Annotated in this window: 15 protein-coding genes and 1 riboswitch; of the genes, 9 read left to right on the top strand and 6 right to left on the bottom strand. The window is 61.6% G+C overall.

Annotation, left to right across the window (positions count from 1 at the left end):
• Window position 1 precedes the first annotated feature (1 nt).
• Window positions 2–679, bottom strand: a complete 678-nt coding sequence (locus tag DFO46_RS08680; protein WP_110793159.1) for an alpha/beta hydrolase — start codon at window positions 677–679, stop codon at window positions 2–4.
• Between the two features lie 205 nt (window positions 680–884).
• Between DFO46_RS08680 and DFO46_RS08675 the strand changes: the two genes are divergently transcribed.
• From DFO46_RS08675 to DFO46_RS08635, 9 genes are all read left to right on the top strand, one after another.
• On the top strand, window positions 885–2051 hold the full coding sequence (locus DFO46_RS08675; RefSeq protein WP_120277028.1) for a cysteine desulfurase family protein: 1167 nt from the start codon (window positions 885–887) through the stop codon (window positions 2049–2051).
• Window positions 2052–2191: 140 nt separating this feature from the next.
• Window positions 2192–3661: a Fe-S cluster assembly protein SufB gene (gene sufB, locus DFO46_RS08670; RefSeq protein ID WP_120277027.1), complete on the top strand. Its 1470-nt coding sequence runs from the start codon at window positions 2192–2194 to the stop codon at window positions 3659–3661.
• 332 nt (window positions 3662–3993) lie between these two features.
• Window positions 3994–4749 carry a Fe-S cluster assembly ATPase SufC gene (gene sufC / locus DFO46_RS08665; protein WP_102019889.1) on the top strand — a complete coding sequence of 252 codons (756 nt, stop codon included), beginning with the start codon at window positions 3994–3996 and terminating at the stop codon, window positions 4747–4749.
• Between the two features lie 29 nt (window positions 4750–4778).
• The gene (sufD, locus tag DFO46_RS08660; RefSeq protein ID WP_120277026.1) at window positions 4779–6056 is read left to right on the top strand and encodes a Fe-S cluster assembly protein SufD; all 1278 of its coding nucleotides are present in this window, start codon (window positions 4779–4781) and stop codon (window positions 6054–6056) included.
• Window positions 6049–7293 (top strand): cysteine desulfurase, encoded by a 1245-nt coding sequence (locus DFO46_RS08655; RefSeq protein ID WP_120277025.1) that lies wholly within the window; start codon window positions 6049–6051, stop codon window positions 7291–7293. Before sufD ends, DFO46_RS08655 begins: the two co-directional genes overlap by 8 nt.
• Window positions 7294–7305: 12 nt before the next feature.
• Window positions 7306–7680 (top strand): SUF system Fe-S cluster assembly protein, encoded by a 375-nt coding sequence (locus DFO46_RS08650; protein WP_054160022.1) that lies wholly within the window; start codon window positions 7306–7308, stop codon window positions 7678–7680.
• A gap of 79 nt (window positions 7681–7759) precedes the next feature.
• The gene (sufA, locus tag DFO46_RS08645) at window positions 7760–8140 is read left to right on the top strand and encodes a Fe-S cluster assembly scaffold SufA (RefSeq protein ID WP_110793152.1); all 381 of its coding nucleotides are present in this window, start codon (window positions 7760–7762) and stop codon (window positions 8138–8140) included.
• A gap of 146 nt (window positions 8141–8286) precedes the next feature.
• Window positions 8287–8736: an Lrp/AsnC family transcriptional regulator gene (locus DFO46_RS08640; protein WP_120277024.1), complete on the top strand. Its 450-nt coding sequence runs from the start codon at window positions 8287–8289 to the stop codon at window positions 8734–8736.
• 1 nt (window position 8737) lies between these two features.
• Window positions 8738–9364 carry a LysE family transporter gene (locus DFO46_RS08635; protein ID WP_120277023.1) on the top strand — a complete coding sequence of 209 codons (627 nt, stop codon included), beginning with the start codon at window positions 8738–8740 and terminating at the stop codon, window positions 9362–9364.
• Window positions 9365–9392: 28 nt separating this feature from the next.
• Here DFO46_RS08635 and DFO46_RS08630 read toward each other — a convergent pair whose 3' ends face one another.
• The 5 genes from DFO46_RS08630 to gcvT all read right to left on the bottom strand — a co-directional run bounded on the left by DFO46_RS08630 (window position 9393) and on the right by gcvT (window position 14749).
• Window positions 9393–9719 (bottom strand): flagellar basal body rod C-terminal domain-containing protein, encoded by a 327-nt coding sequence (locus DFO46_RS08630; RefSeq protein ID WP_120277022.1) that lies wholly within the window; start codon window positions 9717–9719, stop codon window positions 9393–9395.
• Between the two features lie 185 nt (window positions 9720–9904).
• A complete protein-coding gene (locus DFO46_RS08625) occupies window positions 9905–10231 on the bottom strand; it encodes a DUF1236 domain-containing protein (RefSeq protein ID WP_110793148.1) in 327 nt (108 codons plus the stop codon).
• A gap of 134 nt (window positions 10232–10365) precedes the next feature.
• Window positions 10366–13224: an aminomethyl-transferring glycine dehydrogenase gene (gene gcvP / locus DFO46_RS08620; protein ID WP_120277021.1), complete on the bottom strand. Its 2859-nt coding sequence runs from the start codon at window positions 13222–13224 to the stop codon at window positions 10366–10368.
• A complete protein-coding gene (gene gcvH / locus DFO46_RS08615; RefSeq protein WP_120277020.1) occupies window positions 13224–13586 on the bottom strand; it encodes a glycine cleavage system protein GcvH in 363 nt (120 codons plus the stop codon). The genes gcvP and gcvH overlap by 1 nt, the downstream gene beginning before the upstream one ends.
• A gap of 23 nt (window positions 13587–13609) precedes the next feature.
• Window positions 13610–14749: a glycine cleavage system aminomethyltransferase GcvT gene (gcvT, locus tag DFO46_RS08610; protein ID WP_120277019.1), complete on the bottom strand. Its 1140-nt coding sequence runs from the start codon at window positions 14747–14749 to the stop codon at window positions 13610–13612.
• A gap of 150 nt (window positions 14750–14899) precedes the next feature.
• Window positions 14900–14988, bottom strand: a riboswitch (glycine riboswitch).
• Between the last annotated feature and the right edge of the window lie 14 nt (window positions 14989–15002).

The raw sequence follows: 15002 nt of genomic DNA, 5'->3' as shown, positions 1-15002 counted from the left end.
GTCACCGGATCCGCTTGGCGGCGGGTTCGGGGACCAGTTCGCCTTCGAGGCGACGGTCGAGATAGTCTTCGCATTCGCCCATCAGCGTTTCCACTTGGCCGTTGAAGAAGTGGTTGGCGCCGGTCACCGTCTTGTGGGTGATCAGAATGCCCTTTTGCGTCTTCAGCTTGTCCACGAGGCCCTGGACGTCCTTTTCCGGGGCCACCTTATCACCGTCACCATGGATGATGAGGCCAGACGAGGGGCAGGGGGCGAGGAAGGAGAAGTCGTAGATGTTCGGCTGCGGCGCAATCGACATGAAACCTTCGATTTCCGGGCGACGCATCAGGAGCTGCATGCCGATCCAGGCGCCGAAGGAGTAGCCGGCAACCCAGCAGCTCTTCGAATCCGGATGCAGGCTCTGCACCCAGTCAAGCGCCGATGCGGCATCCGACAGTTCGCCGGCACCATGGTCGAATTCGCCCTGGCTGCGGCCGATGCCGCGGAAGTTGAAGCGCAGCGTGGTGAAGCCGCGCTTCTGGAACATGTAGAAGAGCTGGTAGACGATCTGATTGTTCATCGTCCCGCCAAACTGCGGATGCGGATGCAGGATGATGGCGATCGGCGCGCTTTTTTCCTTGGAGGGCTGGTAACGACCTTCGAGGCGGCCCGCCGGGCCGTTGAAAATGACTTCGGGCATTGAGACTCCGGTCCGTAACAATTCTGTCGGCTCTGGCGCATCATATCAGGAAGCTGACTTGACGAAGTCAGTCAGCTTTTCTAAAACGAAGTTTAGAACCGTTCGAAACTGGATGCGGCTGCATCCGGGTTGAAGGTGTCATAGGACAAGCCCGGCCGAAATTTCAAGGAAAATGCGCCGGGGGAACCAGAGGTCTGCCTGAGGAATGGCAATCGCACGCATCTATCTGGACTGGAACGCGACCGCGCCGCTCTTGGGCGTGGCGCGCGATGCCGTCCTGGAGGCGCTGTCCCTTCCCGGTAATCCGTCCTCGGTGCATGCCGAGGGGCGCGCGGCGCGCGTGGTGATCGAAAAGGCGCGCCGGGATGTGGCGGGTCTCCTCGGAGCCGAGCCGGCCCATGTGACCTTTACGGGCAGCGCCACGGAAGCGGCGAACCACGCCCTCTCTCCCGTCTATCGCATGGGCAAGGCGAAGATTGCCGTCGGTCGCCTCTATGTCTCGGCGATCGAACATCCGGCGGTCCGCAATGGCGGCCGTTTTGCGCCTGAGCAGGTGTCGGAAATCCCGGTCACGCCACAGGGTCTTGTCGATCTGGACGCGCTGGCGGATCTGCTGGCTGCCCATGATGTCACTTCCGGCATGCCGCTCGTCGCGATCATGCTGGTCAACAATGAAACCGGTCTGATCCAGCCAATCCGCGAAGCGGCAGCCATCGTAAAGAAGCATGGTGGCCTGCTGGTGGTTGACGCCGTCCAGGCAGCGGGACGAATTCCGGTGTCGATCACGGACCTCGGAGCCGATTTTCTCATCGTCTCGGCGCACAAGCTGGGCGGGCCGAAGGGTGTGGGTGCGCTCGTGTCGCGCGGCGAAACGCTGATGCCCGAGCCGCTGGTGCGCGGTGGCGGCCAGGAAAAGGGCCATCGAGCGGGAACGGAAAACCTGGCGGCGATCGCGGGCTTCGGCGCCGCGGCGCGGGTCGCAGGTGAAGATATCGAGGGACGCAATGCCGTGATCGCGGCTCTGCGCGACCGGGCGGAAGAGGCGATGCTCAGCGTTGCGCCGGAGACTGTCATCTACGGTCGTGGTCTTGCCCGCGTCGCCAATACAAGTTTCTTCCGCCTGCCGGGCCTGAAGGCCGAGACGGGGCAGATTGCATTCGATCTCGAAGGTGTGGCGCTCTCGGCCGGGGCTGCCTGCTCCTCGGGCAAGGTCGGAGCGAGCCATGTCCTGACGGCCATGGGCGAGGATGCCGCACATGGTGCGCTGCGCCTGTCGCTCGGACCCGGTACGACGGAGGCTGATATTGACCGCTTCATCGCGGTCTTCGAAAAGATCGCTCAACGCCGCAAGCGCGCCGAACAGGCAGCGTAAAGCGCAGGAAAACTTGACGAGTGTTCGTTTTTCCCTTGCCAAGAGGGTGAAATGCTGGCTCGAAAACCTTAAGTATGGCGGGACACCGCCCAACGTTAACAAGCTGCCGGAATTTGGCCCGGCAAGATTGGAGAACGACCATGGCTGCTGTGCAGGAAACGATCGATCAGGTTCGCCAGATCGATGTGGATCAGTACAAGTATGGTTTTGAAACCACCATCGAAGTCGACAAGGCCCCGAAGGGACTGTCGGAAGACATCGTCCGCTTCATTTCGGCCAAGAAGAACGAGCCGGAATGGATGCTCGAATGGCGCCTCGACGCCTATCGTCGCTGGCTGACGATGGAGGAGCCCACCTGGGCCCGCGTCGACTATCCGAAGATCGACTTCAACGACATCTATTACTACTCGGCGCCGAAGACGGCTGCCGGTCCGAAGTCGCTGGACGAAGTCGATCCGGAGCTTCTGAGGGTTTATGAAAAGCTCGGCATTCCGCTGAAAGAGCAGGAAATGCTGGCCGGCGTCCAGTCGTCCAAGATCGCCGTCGATGCCGTCTTCGATTCCGTCTCGGTCGTCACGACCTTCAAGGCGGAACTGATGAAGGCCGGCGTGATCTTCATGTCGATCTCGGAAGCGATCCGCGAATATCCCGATCTGGTGAAGAAATATCTCGGTTCGGTCGTTCCGGTCACCGACAACTATTATGCGACGCTGAACTGCGCGGTCTTCACCGATGGCTCCTTCGTCTACATCCCGAAGGGCGTTCGCTGCCCGATGGAATTGTCGACCTATTTCCGCATCAACGAGAAGAACACCGGCCAGTTCGAGCGCACGCTGATCATCGCCGAAGAAGGCGCCTACGTCTCCTATCTCGAAGGCTGCACGGCACCCCAGCGCGACGAAAACCAGCTGCATGCAGCCGTGGTCGAGCTCGTCGCCTTGGATGACGCCGAGATCAAGTATTCGACGGTGCAGAACTGGTATCCCGGCGACAAGGACGGCAAGGGTGGCATCTACAACTTCGTCACCAAGCGCGGCGATTGCCGTGGTGCGCGTTCCAAGATCTCCTGGACTCAGGTCGAGACCGGCTCGGCGATCACCTGGAAATACCCGTCCTGCATCCTGCGCGGTGACGATAGCCAGGGCGAGTTCTATTCGATCGCTGTCTCCAACGGCCATCAGCAGGTCGACAGCGGCACCAAGATGATCCATCTCGGCAAGAACACCAAGAGCCGGATCATCTCCAAGGGCATCTCGGCCGGCGTGTCGCAGAACACCTATCGCGGCCAGGTCTCGATGCACCGCAAGGCGGAAAACGCTCGCAACTTCACCAATTGCGATTCGCTCCTGATCGGTGACACCTGCGGCGCGCACACCGTGCCGTACATCGAGGTGAAGAACTCGACGGCCAAGGTGGAGCATGAGGCGACGACCTCGAAGATCTCCGAGGACCAGAAGTTCTACGCCATGCAGCGTGGCATCCCGGAAGAAGAGGCAATCGCGCTCATCGTCAACGGCTTCGTCCGCGACGTGATCCAGCAGCTGCCGATGGAGTTTGCGGTCGAGGCGCAGAAGCTGATCAACATCTCGCTCGAGGGGTCGGTCGGATAATCCAGAGGGAGCCCCGATGGTACGGAAGTTCGTTACCTATTTTCTTGCTGCTGTAAGTGCAGGCTGCGCTTTAGTCGTGATCTGGGGTGTGCTTCTGGCGAGTATCGAGGGTTCGACCGAAGGCTCGGGTGGGCATGCGCTAGATGGTGCCACGCTTACATTGATTGTATTGTCCGGTCTGGGTCTTCTGCTTTTCGGGGTCGGCGATGCAATCGCATTGGTGAGTAGCAGGCGCCGCTCCAGCTCATCTAAATCAAATGCCACCTTGACGGAAGGTGGCCATCAAACGGCAAACGAAGCCTCCGATGAGGCGAAGAGAAATCGAGACAGACATGCTTGAAATCAGAAACCTCCATGCCCGTATCGCCGAAGACGGCACCGAAATCATCAAGGGCCTGAACCTCACCGTGAAGGCCGGCGAAGTGGCTGCCATCATGGGCCCGAACGGCTCCGGCAAGTCGACGCTGTCCTACATTCTCTCGGGCCGCGAAGACTATGAAGTCACCGAAGGCGACATCCTCTACAACGGCGAGAGCATCCTCGAACTTGACCCGGCCGAGCGCGCTGCCAAGGGCATCTTCCTCGCCTTCCAGTATCCGGTCGAAATCCCGGGCGTGGCCACCATGCAGTTCCTCAAGGTTGCGATGAACTCGCAGCGCAAGGCGCGTGGCGAAGCCGAGCTGACGACGCCGGACTTCATCCGCCGCGTCAAGGAAGCGTCGGCGGAGCTGAAGATCAACCCGGACATGCTGAAGCGTCCGCTGAACGTCGGCTTCTCCGGCGGCGAGAAGAAGCGCGCCGAGATCCTGCAGATGGCGCTGCTCGAGCCGAAGCTCTGCATCCTCGACGAGACCGACAGCGGCCTCGACATCGATGCGCTGAAGATCGTCGCTGACGGCGTGAACGCCCTGAAGCGTCCGGACCGCGCGACCGTCGTCATCACCCACTACCAGCGCCTGCTCGATTACATCGTGCCGGACAGCGTGCACGTTCTCTACAAGGGCCAGATCATCAAGTCGGGCGACAAGTCGCTGGCGCTTGAGCTGGAAGCCAACGGCTATGCCGATATCACGGGGCAGGCTGCCTGAGTTCGGCAGAGTTTGAAGGAGTTGCACCGATGACATTGCAAGCGGCCAACCGGCTCACCGCAGCCGAGACCCAGCTCATCGACGCCTATACCAACCAGATCGGCAGCTTGCCCGGCGATGGCGCCGTTTTGCTGAAGCGTGACGGCCTGTTCGACGGCCTGAAGCGCCAGGGCCTGCCGACGCGTCGCGTCGAGACCTTCCACTATACCGACCTCAAGGCGCTCCTGCGTGCACTGCCCGCAGACGAACCGCAGGCCGTTGCCAAGTCTGAGGCACCGATCGTCAATGACGGTACGGTTCTGCGCATTCTGCAGGGCGTGGCGGAAACGCCGGCCAATCTGCCGGAGGGGCTGACGGTCGAACTTTACCGCGAAGCGCTGTCAAGCGGCGCTGCTGCCGAGGGCCTGACCGCCTTCAACAGCGATGACACGATCGGCCGCATCAACGGCGCCTTCGTTCGTGACGGCTACGCCATTGCTGTTGCCGCCGATACAGTGATCGACCGTCCGGTGGAACTGCAGTCGGTTCATGCGGCCGGCCAGCTGCATCTGCGTTTCCCGGCCACGTTCGGCAAGGGTTCGAAGGCAACGGTGATCGAGCGCCATATCGGCCAGAGCGGTTCCGCTGCCTTGGCCACGGTCGTTGCCGACCTGAAGCTCGACGAGGGCGCCGAGATCACCTGGGTCATCGTCCAGGGCGAAGGTGATGCCGACAGCCATCTGGGCCAGATCCGCGCCGAACTTGGCACGGACGCAAAATTCCGGCTGTTCGTCATCAATGCCGGCGGCAAGCTGGTGCGCCAGGAAGTGCATGTGAAGACGGTTGGCGAAGGCTCCGACTTCACCCTGCGCGGCGTCAATCTGCTGGGCGGCGACACGCATACCGACGTCACCATGACGCTCGGCCATGACGTGCCGAACACCACATCGACGGAAATCATCCGCAACGTGGTGTTTGATCGCGCCAAGGGCGTGTTCCAGGGCATGATCCGGGTGGCCCCGGATGCCCAGAAGACCGATGCGCGCATGGCCTGCAACACGCTGCTGATGTCGGATGATGCCGAGTTTTCGGTGAAGCCCGAGCTCGAAATCTTCGCCGATGATGTGCAGTGCGCCCATGGCGCGACGGTTGCCGACATCCACAAGAGCCATCTCTACTACCTGATGTCGCGCGGCATTCCGGAAAAGAAGGCGCGTGGCCTTCTGGTCAACGGTTTCGTCGCCGAGATTGTCGAGGAACTGGAAGACGAAGCCCTCGTCGAAGCCCTGGAAGAGATCATCACCGACTGGCTGGAGCACCATGGCTGACACGATTGCGGCACGGACAGGGTATGACGTAGACGCCATCAGGCGGGATTTCCCGATCCTGTCGCGCGAGGTCTATGGCAAGCCACTGGTCTATCTCGACAATGCCGCTTCGGCCCAGAAGCCGAGACAGGTCATTGATGCGATCGCGCACGCCTATTCGAATGAATATGCGAACGTGCATCGTGGCCTGCATTTCCTCTCCAATGCCGCGACGGACGCCTATGAAGCGGCGCGCGAAAAGGTGCGCCGGTTTCTCAATGCCCCCTCGATCGATGAGGTGATCTTCACCAAGTCGTCGACCGAGGCGATCAACACGGTCGCTTATGGCTGGGGCATGAAGCACATCGGCGAGGGCGACGAGATCGTGCTCTCGATCATGGAGCACCACTCCAACATCGTGCCCTGGCATTTCCTGCGTGAGCGCAAGGGCGCCAAGCTCGTCTGGGCGCCTGTGACCGATGACGGAGCCTTCGACATGGAGGCCTTCAAGGCTTGCCTGACCGACCGCACCAAACTGATCGCCATCACCCATATGTCCAACGCGCTTGGTACCGTCGTGCCGATCAAGGAAGTCTGCCGCATTGCCCATGAGCGCGGCATCGCCGTCATGGTCGATGGCAGCCAGGGCGCGGTGCATATGCCCGTCGACGTCCAGGATCTCGGCTGCGATTGGTATGCCGTGACCGGCCACAAGCTCTACGGTCCCTCGGGCATCGGCGTGCTCTGGGGCAAGATGGACCGCCTGCGCGACATGGATCCGTTCATGGGCGGCGGTGAGATGATTGTCGAAGTCTCCGAAGATCGCGTCACCTATAACGAGCCGCCGCATCGCTTCGAGGCCGGCACACCGCCGATCGTCCAGGCGATCGGTCTGGGTTATGCCTTGGACTATATGGAAGCGCTTGGCCGTCAGAACATTGCCGCGCACGAGGAAAGCCTGCGCGCCTATGCGCATGAGCGCCTCTCCGCGATCAATTCGCTGAGGATCATCGGCAACGCGCCGGGCAAGGGGGCGATCTTCTCCTTCGAACTCGCCGGCATCCATGCCCATGACGTCTCGACCATGATCGATCGTCGCGGTGTTGCCGTTCGCGCTGGAACCCATTGCGCCCAGCCGCTGCTTGCCCGCTTCGGCGTGACCTCCACTTGCCGCGCCTCCTTTGGTCTCTATAACACACGGGAAGAAGTCGATGCTTTGGCCGACGCGCTGGATTATGCGCGCAGCTTCTTCGCCTGAGGAATGAACACCATGAGTGACACAGAAACCAAGCCTGATGTCCGCGAAGGCATCATCAACACCGCGATCCCGCCGGAAGAAGTGGCACGCCTGTCGGATGATATCGTTGCGGCGCTGAAGACCGTCTACGACCCGGAAATCCCGGCCGACATCTTCGAACTGGGATTGATCTACAAGATCGACATCGAAGACGACCGCACGGTGAAGATCGTCATGACCTTGACGGCACCCGGTTGCCCGGTCGCCGGCGAAATGCCGGGCTGGGTCGAAAATGCTGTCGGTTCCGTCGAGGGCGTCTCCGGCGTCGAGGTCGAAATGAGCTTCGATCCGCCATGGACCCCCGACCGCATGTCCGAAGAGGCGCAGGTCGCCGTCGGCTGGTATTGATAGGCCGCCCAGGCCTCTCTACATTCAAGGCACAAGAAACGCCGGACCTTGAACCCGGTTGTGGATGGAGATTATGCCGATGGCCTTTCAAGTGATGTCGATGAGCGAAGCAGCGGCTGCCCGCGTCAAGGCAATCGTCGAAAATTCGGGGCCGGATGCCAAGGGTATCAGGGTCGGGATCAAAAAGGGCGGTTGCGCCGGGATGGAATATACCATCGACCTGGTCACCGAACCCAACCCCAGGGATGACCGGATCGAGCATGACGGTGCGACGGTGTGGATTGATCCGGCCGCGGTTCTCTACCTGCTGGGCACCGAGATGGGCTTCGAGACAACCACGCTGCGTTCCGGGTTCACCTTCCACAATCCCAATCAGACGTCGGCCTGCGGATGCGGCGAATCGGTCGAGCTGAAAGCGGCCGATCTTGCGGAACTGGCCCGTCAGCGCGAAAGCGCCTGACCGAAAGGCGGTCCCTTCACCCATGACGCCCGGCTGTGTCCGGGCGTTTTTTGTTGTTGGCTCCAAATGGGTGAAATTTTCACTGACGTTCGAACTGTGCCGCAAAATATCTTGATGTCAGTTTCTGAGCGTTATATTTTGCGGAAATGGAAAAGATTGACCGCAAAATAATCGATATGCTGGGTGAGGATTCCCGTCGCTCTCTGGCGAGCATCGGTGACGCCGTCGAGCTGTCGCCATCGGCGGTGAACGAGCGGATTCGCAGACTGGTCGCGACCGGTGCTATCAGGCGGTTCACGGTGGAAGCTGATCCGGCGGCGATCGATCTGCCCGTCACGGCCTTCGTACTCGTCGCATTGAACTACGATGCCGGTGAGGACACGTTCAGATCCGTCATTGCGACGCATCCGGCCGTTCTGGAATGCCATCACGTCACCGGCGGTTGGTCTTACATGTTGAAAATACGTGCGGCGGACCTTGCCGGCGTCGAAGCCTTTTTGGGGGACCTCAAGATCCGCCGCTTCGTCGCCCGCAGCGAGACGATGATTGCCTTGTCGACGGTCTGCGAGCGCGGTCTTCCTTTGGCAGGAGGGTGAGATGGATCCCCTGCTTTTTGCGAAAGGCCTCGTGCTTGGCATGGCAATCGCCGCGCCGCTTGGGCCGATCGGTGCGCTTTGCATCAACCGGACGCTGGAGCGTGGCTTCTGGGCAGGGGTTGCCGGCGGGTTGGGCACGGCGCTGGCCGACGGCGTTTACGCAGCCCTTGCTGCTGCAGGCTTTACCGCGCTTTCAGGCGTCCTGGCTGCGATCGAGTGGCCACTGCAGGTCGTTGGCGGCCTGTTTCTGCTCTATCTCGGCCTGCAGGACTTGAAACCGCGTGCCGATGTTTCGGCCGCTTCTGTCGGTTCGAAAGGATTGCTGGCCACGACAGCCGCGACCTTTCTGCTGACCATCGCGAACCCGGCGACCATCCTCTCCTTCGCCGCAATCTTCGCCGGCCTCGGACTTGCGGCCGGAGAGGGCGGTTCGGCTGCGGTCATGCTTGTGGTTGGCGTTTTCCTCGGCTCGCTCGCCTGGTGGTTTTTCCTGAGCGGCGCGGTAAGCTTGATGCGCAAACGTCTCCCGCAACGGTTCACGCGGATGGTTGCACAGGTTTCTGCGGTGATCCTGATCGTGTTCGGTGTGCTGGCGCTCGGTCTGGCCTTGCGCAGCCTGCTCGCCTGATACGGCGAAGGTCGCGCCTGGCACGCAGTCAGTCGCGCTTGATGCTCATCAGCACGTCCCACATGTCGGCACCGGTTTCCCAGACATTCGCATTGGCCTTGAAGGCGATTTCGCTTTGAAGAAGAGCCATCGCCTCCTCGGCAAGATCGACATTCGAGCTGTCTGCGAAGGTGTCTGCACCCGAGGGGGCGACGGATGCCCGCACCCCGCCGCTAGCCTCGCTCGAAAACGCAGTCGTCCGTCGATCGTAAGCGGGGGTAAGTGCATTGGCGACATTGCTCGCCGCAGCGGTCACCCGTGTTTGCTGGGCCTGCATGCCCGACAACGAAATGCTCATGACGCTGGAAAGGCTCATTAGGCGACCCTGGGTGATGATGGACCAAGGCAGATTAGGGTCTCTGGATGAGGAAATGCTGAACAACCGTGGTTTCCGCTCTGTTGCAGGCGAATATCGGAATGATCGGATTTGGCACGGACGACGAGAAGACAAGAAAAACCCGGCGCTGGGGCCGGGTTTCTGATGCAGCGAGATGTCAGATCTTATTCGATGATCTGAATAATCTGGCGGGTCTGTGGATCAACGATCACACGACGGTCGTTGATGACCGTGTAAGAATAGTTCTCATAGCCATCGACCGGATAGAGTTCGACGGGATCGTCGATGACACGTCCGATCAGGACGTCACCTTCGTAAGGCACGGAGCGCACTTCGCGCTGCATGACATAGGTTTCGACGGGTGCCGGAACGACGATCGTCGACTGGGTGGCCACCGGGGCCTGCTGGATGATGACAGTTTCCTGCGCATTGGCCGACGCTGCGAGCGTCATCAGTGCCGCTGCACCAGCGAGGATAAGAGTATTGCGCATGTCTGTTCTCCTGTGTTGAGCAGCAGAAGAACGGCCAATGCGTCATTCCGTTCCATCACAGTGATTGTCAGACCGTCACGACAAATGAAGAACGCCGCCTCAACGGCGGCGTTCCTGTGTCGATACTGGGGCCGTTACTCGGCGGCTTCCGCATAGGCTTCCATAGGCGGGCAGGTGCACACCAGGTTGCGGTCGCCATAGACATTGTCGACGCGGTTGACCGAAGACCAGTACTTGTCCACCCGGAAGGCGCCCGGCGGGTAGCAGGCCTGTTCGCGGCTATAGGGACGATCCCACTGGCCGACCAGATCTTCCACCGTATGCGGTGCGTTCTTCAGCGGGTTGTTGGCCTTGTCCATCCGGCCTTCCTCGATGTCACGGGCTTCCTCGCGGATCGCCAGCATCGCTTCGCAGAAGCGATCGATCTCGGCCTTGGTCTCCGATTCCGTCGGCTCGATCATCAGCGTGCCCGCGACCGGCCAGCTCATCGTCGGCGCGTGGAAGCCGCAGTCGATCAGGCGCTTGGCCACGTCGTCGACGCTGACGCCCGCAGAAGCCTGCAATGGGCGGGTGTCGATGATGCATTCATGCGCCACGCGACCCGAGGCCGAGGTGTAGAGCACGTCATAGGCGCCCTTCAGCCGTGCCGCGATGTAGTTGGCGTTGAGGATCGCGACCTTCGTCGCCTGGGTCAGACCTTCACCGCCCATCATCAGGCAGTAGGACCAGCTGATCGGCAGGATCGACGGCGAGCCGTAAGGGCCGGCCGAGACCGCGCCTGGACGACCATCGGTCGAGACATGCCCCGGAAGGTAGGGCGCGAGATGCGCCTTGACGCCGATCGGACCCATGCCCGGACCGCCGCCGCCATGCGGGATGCAGAAGGTCTTGTGCAGGTTGAGGTGGGAAACATCAGAGCCGATGTCGCCGGGACGGGCGACGCCGACCATGGCGTTCATGTTGGCGCCGTCGAGATAGACCTGGCCACCATGCTGATGGGTGATCTCGCAGATCTCGCGCACCGTCTCCTCGAACACGCCATGCGTCGAGGGATAGGTGATCATGCAGCAGGACAGGTTTTCTGCATGCTGTTCCGCCTTGGCGCGGAAGTCGTCGAGATCGACGTCGCCGTTTTCCTTCGACTTCACCGGCACGACCGTCATGCCGACCATCTGGGCGGAGGCCGGGTTGGTGCCATGGGCCGAGGTCGGGATCAGGCAGACGGTGCGGTGCGTATCGCCCCGCGACAGGTGATAGGCGCGGATCGTGAGAAGCCCCGCATATTCCCCTTGCGCGCCGGAATTCGGCTGCATCGAGATCGCGTCGTAACCGGTCACCGCGCAGAGCTTTTCCGAGAGATCGTCGATCATCTCCTTGTAGCCGAGTGCCTGATCGGCCGGCACGAAGGGATGGATGTCGGAAAATTCCGGCCAGGTGATCGGCAGCATTTCGGCTGTCGCGTTCAGCTTCATCGTGCAGGAGCCAAGCGGGATCATTGCACGGTCGAGTGCCAGATCGCGGTCGGAGAGCCGGCGGATGTAGCGGGTCATCTCGCTTTCGGCGCGGTTCATGTGGAAGATCGGATGCGTCAGGTAATCGCTGGTGCGCAAGAGATCCTTGGGCAGGCGGTAGTCCGCTTCGAATTCCGAGACCGAGAATTTTCCACCGAAGGCGCGCCAGACGGCCTCGAGCGTGGCCGGACGGGTGCGTTCATCGAGCGCGATGCCGACCTTTGTCTCGCCGACCTTGCGCAGGTTGACGCCTTCCGCGACAGCCGCGCGCATGACCAGACCCTGCATATGGCCGACCTCGACGGTGATCGTGTCGAAGAAGGTTTCCGGCTCGATGGTATAGCCGAGCTTTTCCAGCCCCTTGGCCAGCAGCACGGTCTTGCGATGCACCTGCTGGGCGATTGCCTTCAACCCCTGCGGACCGTGGAAGACCGCATACATCGAGGCCATCACAGCGAGCAGAACCTGCGCCGTGCAGATGTTCGACGTCGCCTTCTCGCGGCGGATATGCTGTTCGCGGGTCTGGAGGCTCAGGCGATAGGCGCGGTTGCCGCGCGCATCGACGGAGACGCCGACGAGACGACCGGGCATGGAGCGCTTGATCGCGTCCTTGACCGCCATATAGGCCGCATGCGGACCGCCGTAACCGACCGGCACGCCAAAACGCTGGGTCGAACCGATGGCGATGTCGGCGCCCATTTCGCCGGGTGATTTCAACAACAGCAGGGCGAGAATGTCGGCCGCAACAGCCGCGAGGGCACCGGTCTGGTGCAGCCGGGCGATCAGGCCGGAGAAATCGCGCACATGCCCATGCGTGCCCGGATACTGGAAGATCGCGCCGAAGACTTCTGTCGGGTCGAGATCGGTGAAGGGATCGCCGACGGTGACGGTCCAGCCGAGCGGCTCGGCGCGGGTCTGGATGACGGCGATGGTCTGCGGATGGCAGTCCTTGTCGACGAAGAAGCCGGTGGCCTTTGTCTTGGCGCTGCGCTGGCAGAGCGCCATGGCTTCGGCGGCAGCCGTTGCCTCATCGAGCAGCGAGGCATTCGCGACGTCGAGACCGGTGAGATCGGTCACCATGGTCTGGAAGTTGAGAAGTGCTTCCAGGCGGCCCTGGCTGATTTCCGGCTGGTAGGGCGTATAGGCGGTGTACCAGGCCGGGTTTTCCAGGATGTTGCGCTGGATGACCGGCGGCGTAATGGTGCCGTAATAGCCCTGACCGATCAGCGAGGTCAGGACCTTGTTCTTGTTCGCCGTCTCGCGCAGCTTGTCGAGCGCCTCGCGCTCGGTCATCGCCGCACCCCAGGTGAGCGGCACCTTCTGGCGGATCGAGCCGGGCACGGTGTCGTCGATCATCGCGTCGAGCGAGTGATAGCCGATCACCTTGAGCATATCGGTCATCTCGGCCGGCGAAGGGCCGATATGGCGCCGATTGGCGAAATCGTAGGGATCGTAATCCGTGAACTGGAATTCCGTCGTCATTACGCGATCAGCTCCTTGTAGGCGGCCTCATCGAGCAGAGCGTCGGCGTCAGCGGGATTGGCGAGCTTCAGCTTGAAGAACCAGGCGGCCCCTTCCGGATCGGAATTGACCAGCGACGGATCGTCGACGATCGCCTGGTTGATCGCGACCACTTCGCCATCGAGCGGGCAGTAGACGTCGGAGGCTGCCTTGACGCTCTCCACGGTCGCAGCGCTGGCGTCCTTCTTGAATTCAGTGCCTTCCTCCGGCAGTTCGACGAAGACGAGATCGCCGAGCTGGCCTGCGGCATGGGTGGTGATGCCGACGGTCGCGATGCCGTCTTCGATCTTCAGCCATTCGTGTTCAGCGGTGAATTTCAACATGAGTTCTCTCCGGAGATTTTTTGTCAGCGTTTGTAGGTGGGGGTGACGAAGGGGAGGGTGGTGACGGTCAAGGGCAGGAATTTGCCGCGGACTTCTGCAAAAACCTGGGTGCCGGGTTCAGCCATGGCTGTCGGCACGTAACCCATGGCGATTGGGCCCTCGGCGCTCGGGCCGAAGCCGCCAGAGGAGACATGGCCGATTTCGGTCTGGCCCTCGGCATCGGCGAAGAGCTTTGCCGGCGGGCGCACCGGGGCCTTGCCCTCGGGCTTCAACCCGACGCGGCGGCGAGAAACGCCATTCTCCAGTTCGCCGAGGATGCGGCTCGCACCGGGAAAGCCGCCTTCGCGGGCACCACCCGAGCGGCGGACCTTCTGGATCCCCCATTCGATGGAGGCTTCGACGGGAGACGTCGTGGTGTCGATGTCGTTGCCATAGAGGCAAAGGCCGGCTTCCAGGCGCAGCGAATCGCGGGCGCCAAGCCCGATCGGTGCACAGTCCGGCTGGTCGAGCAGAGCCGTGGCGAGATCTGTTGCCCGGTCAGCTGGAACCGAAATCTCGAAGCCATCCTCGCCGGAATAGCCGGTGCGGGAGACGAGGGCGGGGATGTCGCCGAGAGTGAGCTCGCGGACGTCCATGAACTTCATGGCGGTCACATCGGGATTGCGCGCTGCCAGCACGGCTTCCGCCTTCGGTCCCTGCAAGGCGAGAAGCGCACGGTCGTCATGGACCAGAACCTGCACGCCATCAGGAAGTTTCGCGCGCATATGGGCGATGTCGGCATCCTTGCAGCCGGCATTGACGACGACCAGAAGCCGTTCGCCGAGGCGGCTGATCATCAGATCGTCGAGAATGCCGCCGTTTTCGTCGGTGAAGAAGCCGTAGCGCTGACGGCCATCCTTCAGGCCGAGGATATCGACCGGAACGAGCGATTCCAGCGCCTTGGCCGCGTCTTCATAACTGCCGGAGGCTGCCACCAGTTCGACCTGACCCATATGGGAGACGTCGAACAGACCGGCGGCGGACCGGGTGTGCAGGTGTTCCTTCAACACGCCGGCCGGATACTGCACCGGCATGTCATAGCCGGCAAAGGGCACCATCTTGGCGCCAAGCGTCACGTGAAAATCATAAAGGGGGGTGCGTTTGAGTTGGGTCTGATCGTCCAAGACGTCGCCTCCGGGTTTTCAGCGCTCACGCGCTTGCTCAGGTCTGGGCACGGGTGTGCCGTTGCATGAGCCCCCTCTGTCCTTGTGCCTGAGATTGTTATCCCTTCGGCTTGGCCCGCTTTGGAAACGGGCCTCTCTCCAGAGTGCAGTCGACGCCTTGTGGTCCTTTTGCCTGAGAGTTTCCGGGGCGGTTGCTCCTTCGGCACCGGATTGAACCGGCTTCTCCCAACAAGGTGTGATGGCATTATCTGGC

Source organism: Rhizobium sp. AG855 (assembly GCF_003610655.1).
Lineage (GTDB): Bacteria > Pseudomonadota > Alphaproteobacteria > Rhizobiales > Rhizobiaceae > Allorhizobium > Allorhizobium wuzhouense.
This window is presented reverse-complemented; position numbering and strand designations above follow the sequence as displayed.

Coding starts and splice junctions, on each gene's coding strand:
- DFO46_RS08680 (WP_110793159.1), bottom strand. CDS start 679: ATGCCCGAAGTCATTTTCAACGGCCCGGCGGGCCGCCTCGAAGGTCGT.
- DFO46_RS08675 (WP_120277028.1), top strand. CDS start 885: ATGGCAATCGCACGCATCTATCTGGACTGGAACGCGACCGCGCCGCTC.
- sufB (WP_120277027.1), top strand. CDS start 2,192: ATGGCTGCTGTGCAGGAAACGATCGATCAGGTTCGCCAGATCGATGTG.
- sufC (WP_102019889.1), top strand. CDS start 3,994: ATGCTTGAAATCAGAAACCTCCATGCCCGTATCGCCGAAGACGGCACC.
- sufD (WP_120277026.1), top strand. CDS start 4,779: ATGACATTGCAAGCGGCCAACCGGCTCACCGCAGCCGAGACCCAGCTC.
- DFO46_RS08655 (WP_120277025.1), top strand. CDS start 6,049: ATGGCTGACACGATTGCGGCACGGACAGGGTATGACGTAGACGCCATC.
- DFO46_RS08650 (WP_054160022.1), top strand. CDS start 7,306: ATGAGTGACACAGAAACCAAGCCTGATGTCCGCGAAGGCATCATCAAC.
- sufA (WP_110793152.1), top strand. CDS start 7,760: ATGGCCTTTCAAGTGATGTCGATGAGCGAAGCAGCGGCTGCCCGCGTC.
- DFO46_RS08640 (WP_120277024.1), top strand. CDS start 8,287: ATGGAAAAGATTGACCGCAAAATAATCGATATGCTGGGTGAGGATTCC.
- DFO46_RS08635 (WP_120277023.1), top strand. CDS start 8,738: ATGGATCCCCTGCTTTTTGCGAAAGGCCTCGTGCTTGGCATGGCAATC.
- DFO46_RS08630 (WP_120277022.1), bottom strand. CDS start 9,719: ATGAGCCTTTCCAGCGTCATGAGCATTTCGTTGTCGGGCATGCAGGCC.
- DFO46_RS08625 (WP_110793148.1), bottom strand. CDS start 10,231: ATGCGCAATACTCTTATCCTCGCTGGTGCAGCGGCACTGATGACGCTC.
- gcvP (WP_120277021.1), bottom strand. CDS start 13,224: ATGACGACGGAATTCCAGTTCACGGATTACGATCCCTACGATTTCGCC.
- gcvH (WP_120277020.1), bottom strand. CDS start 13,586: ATGTTGAAATTCACCGCTGAACACGAATGGCTGAAGATCGAAGACGGC.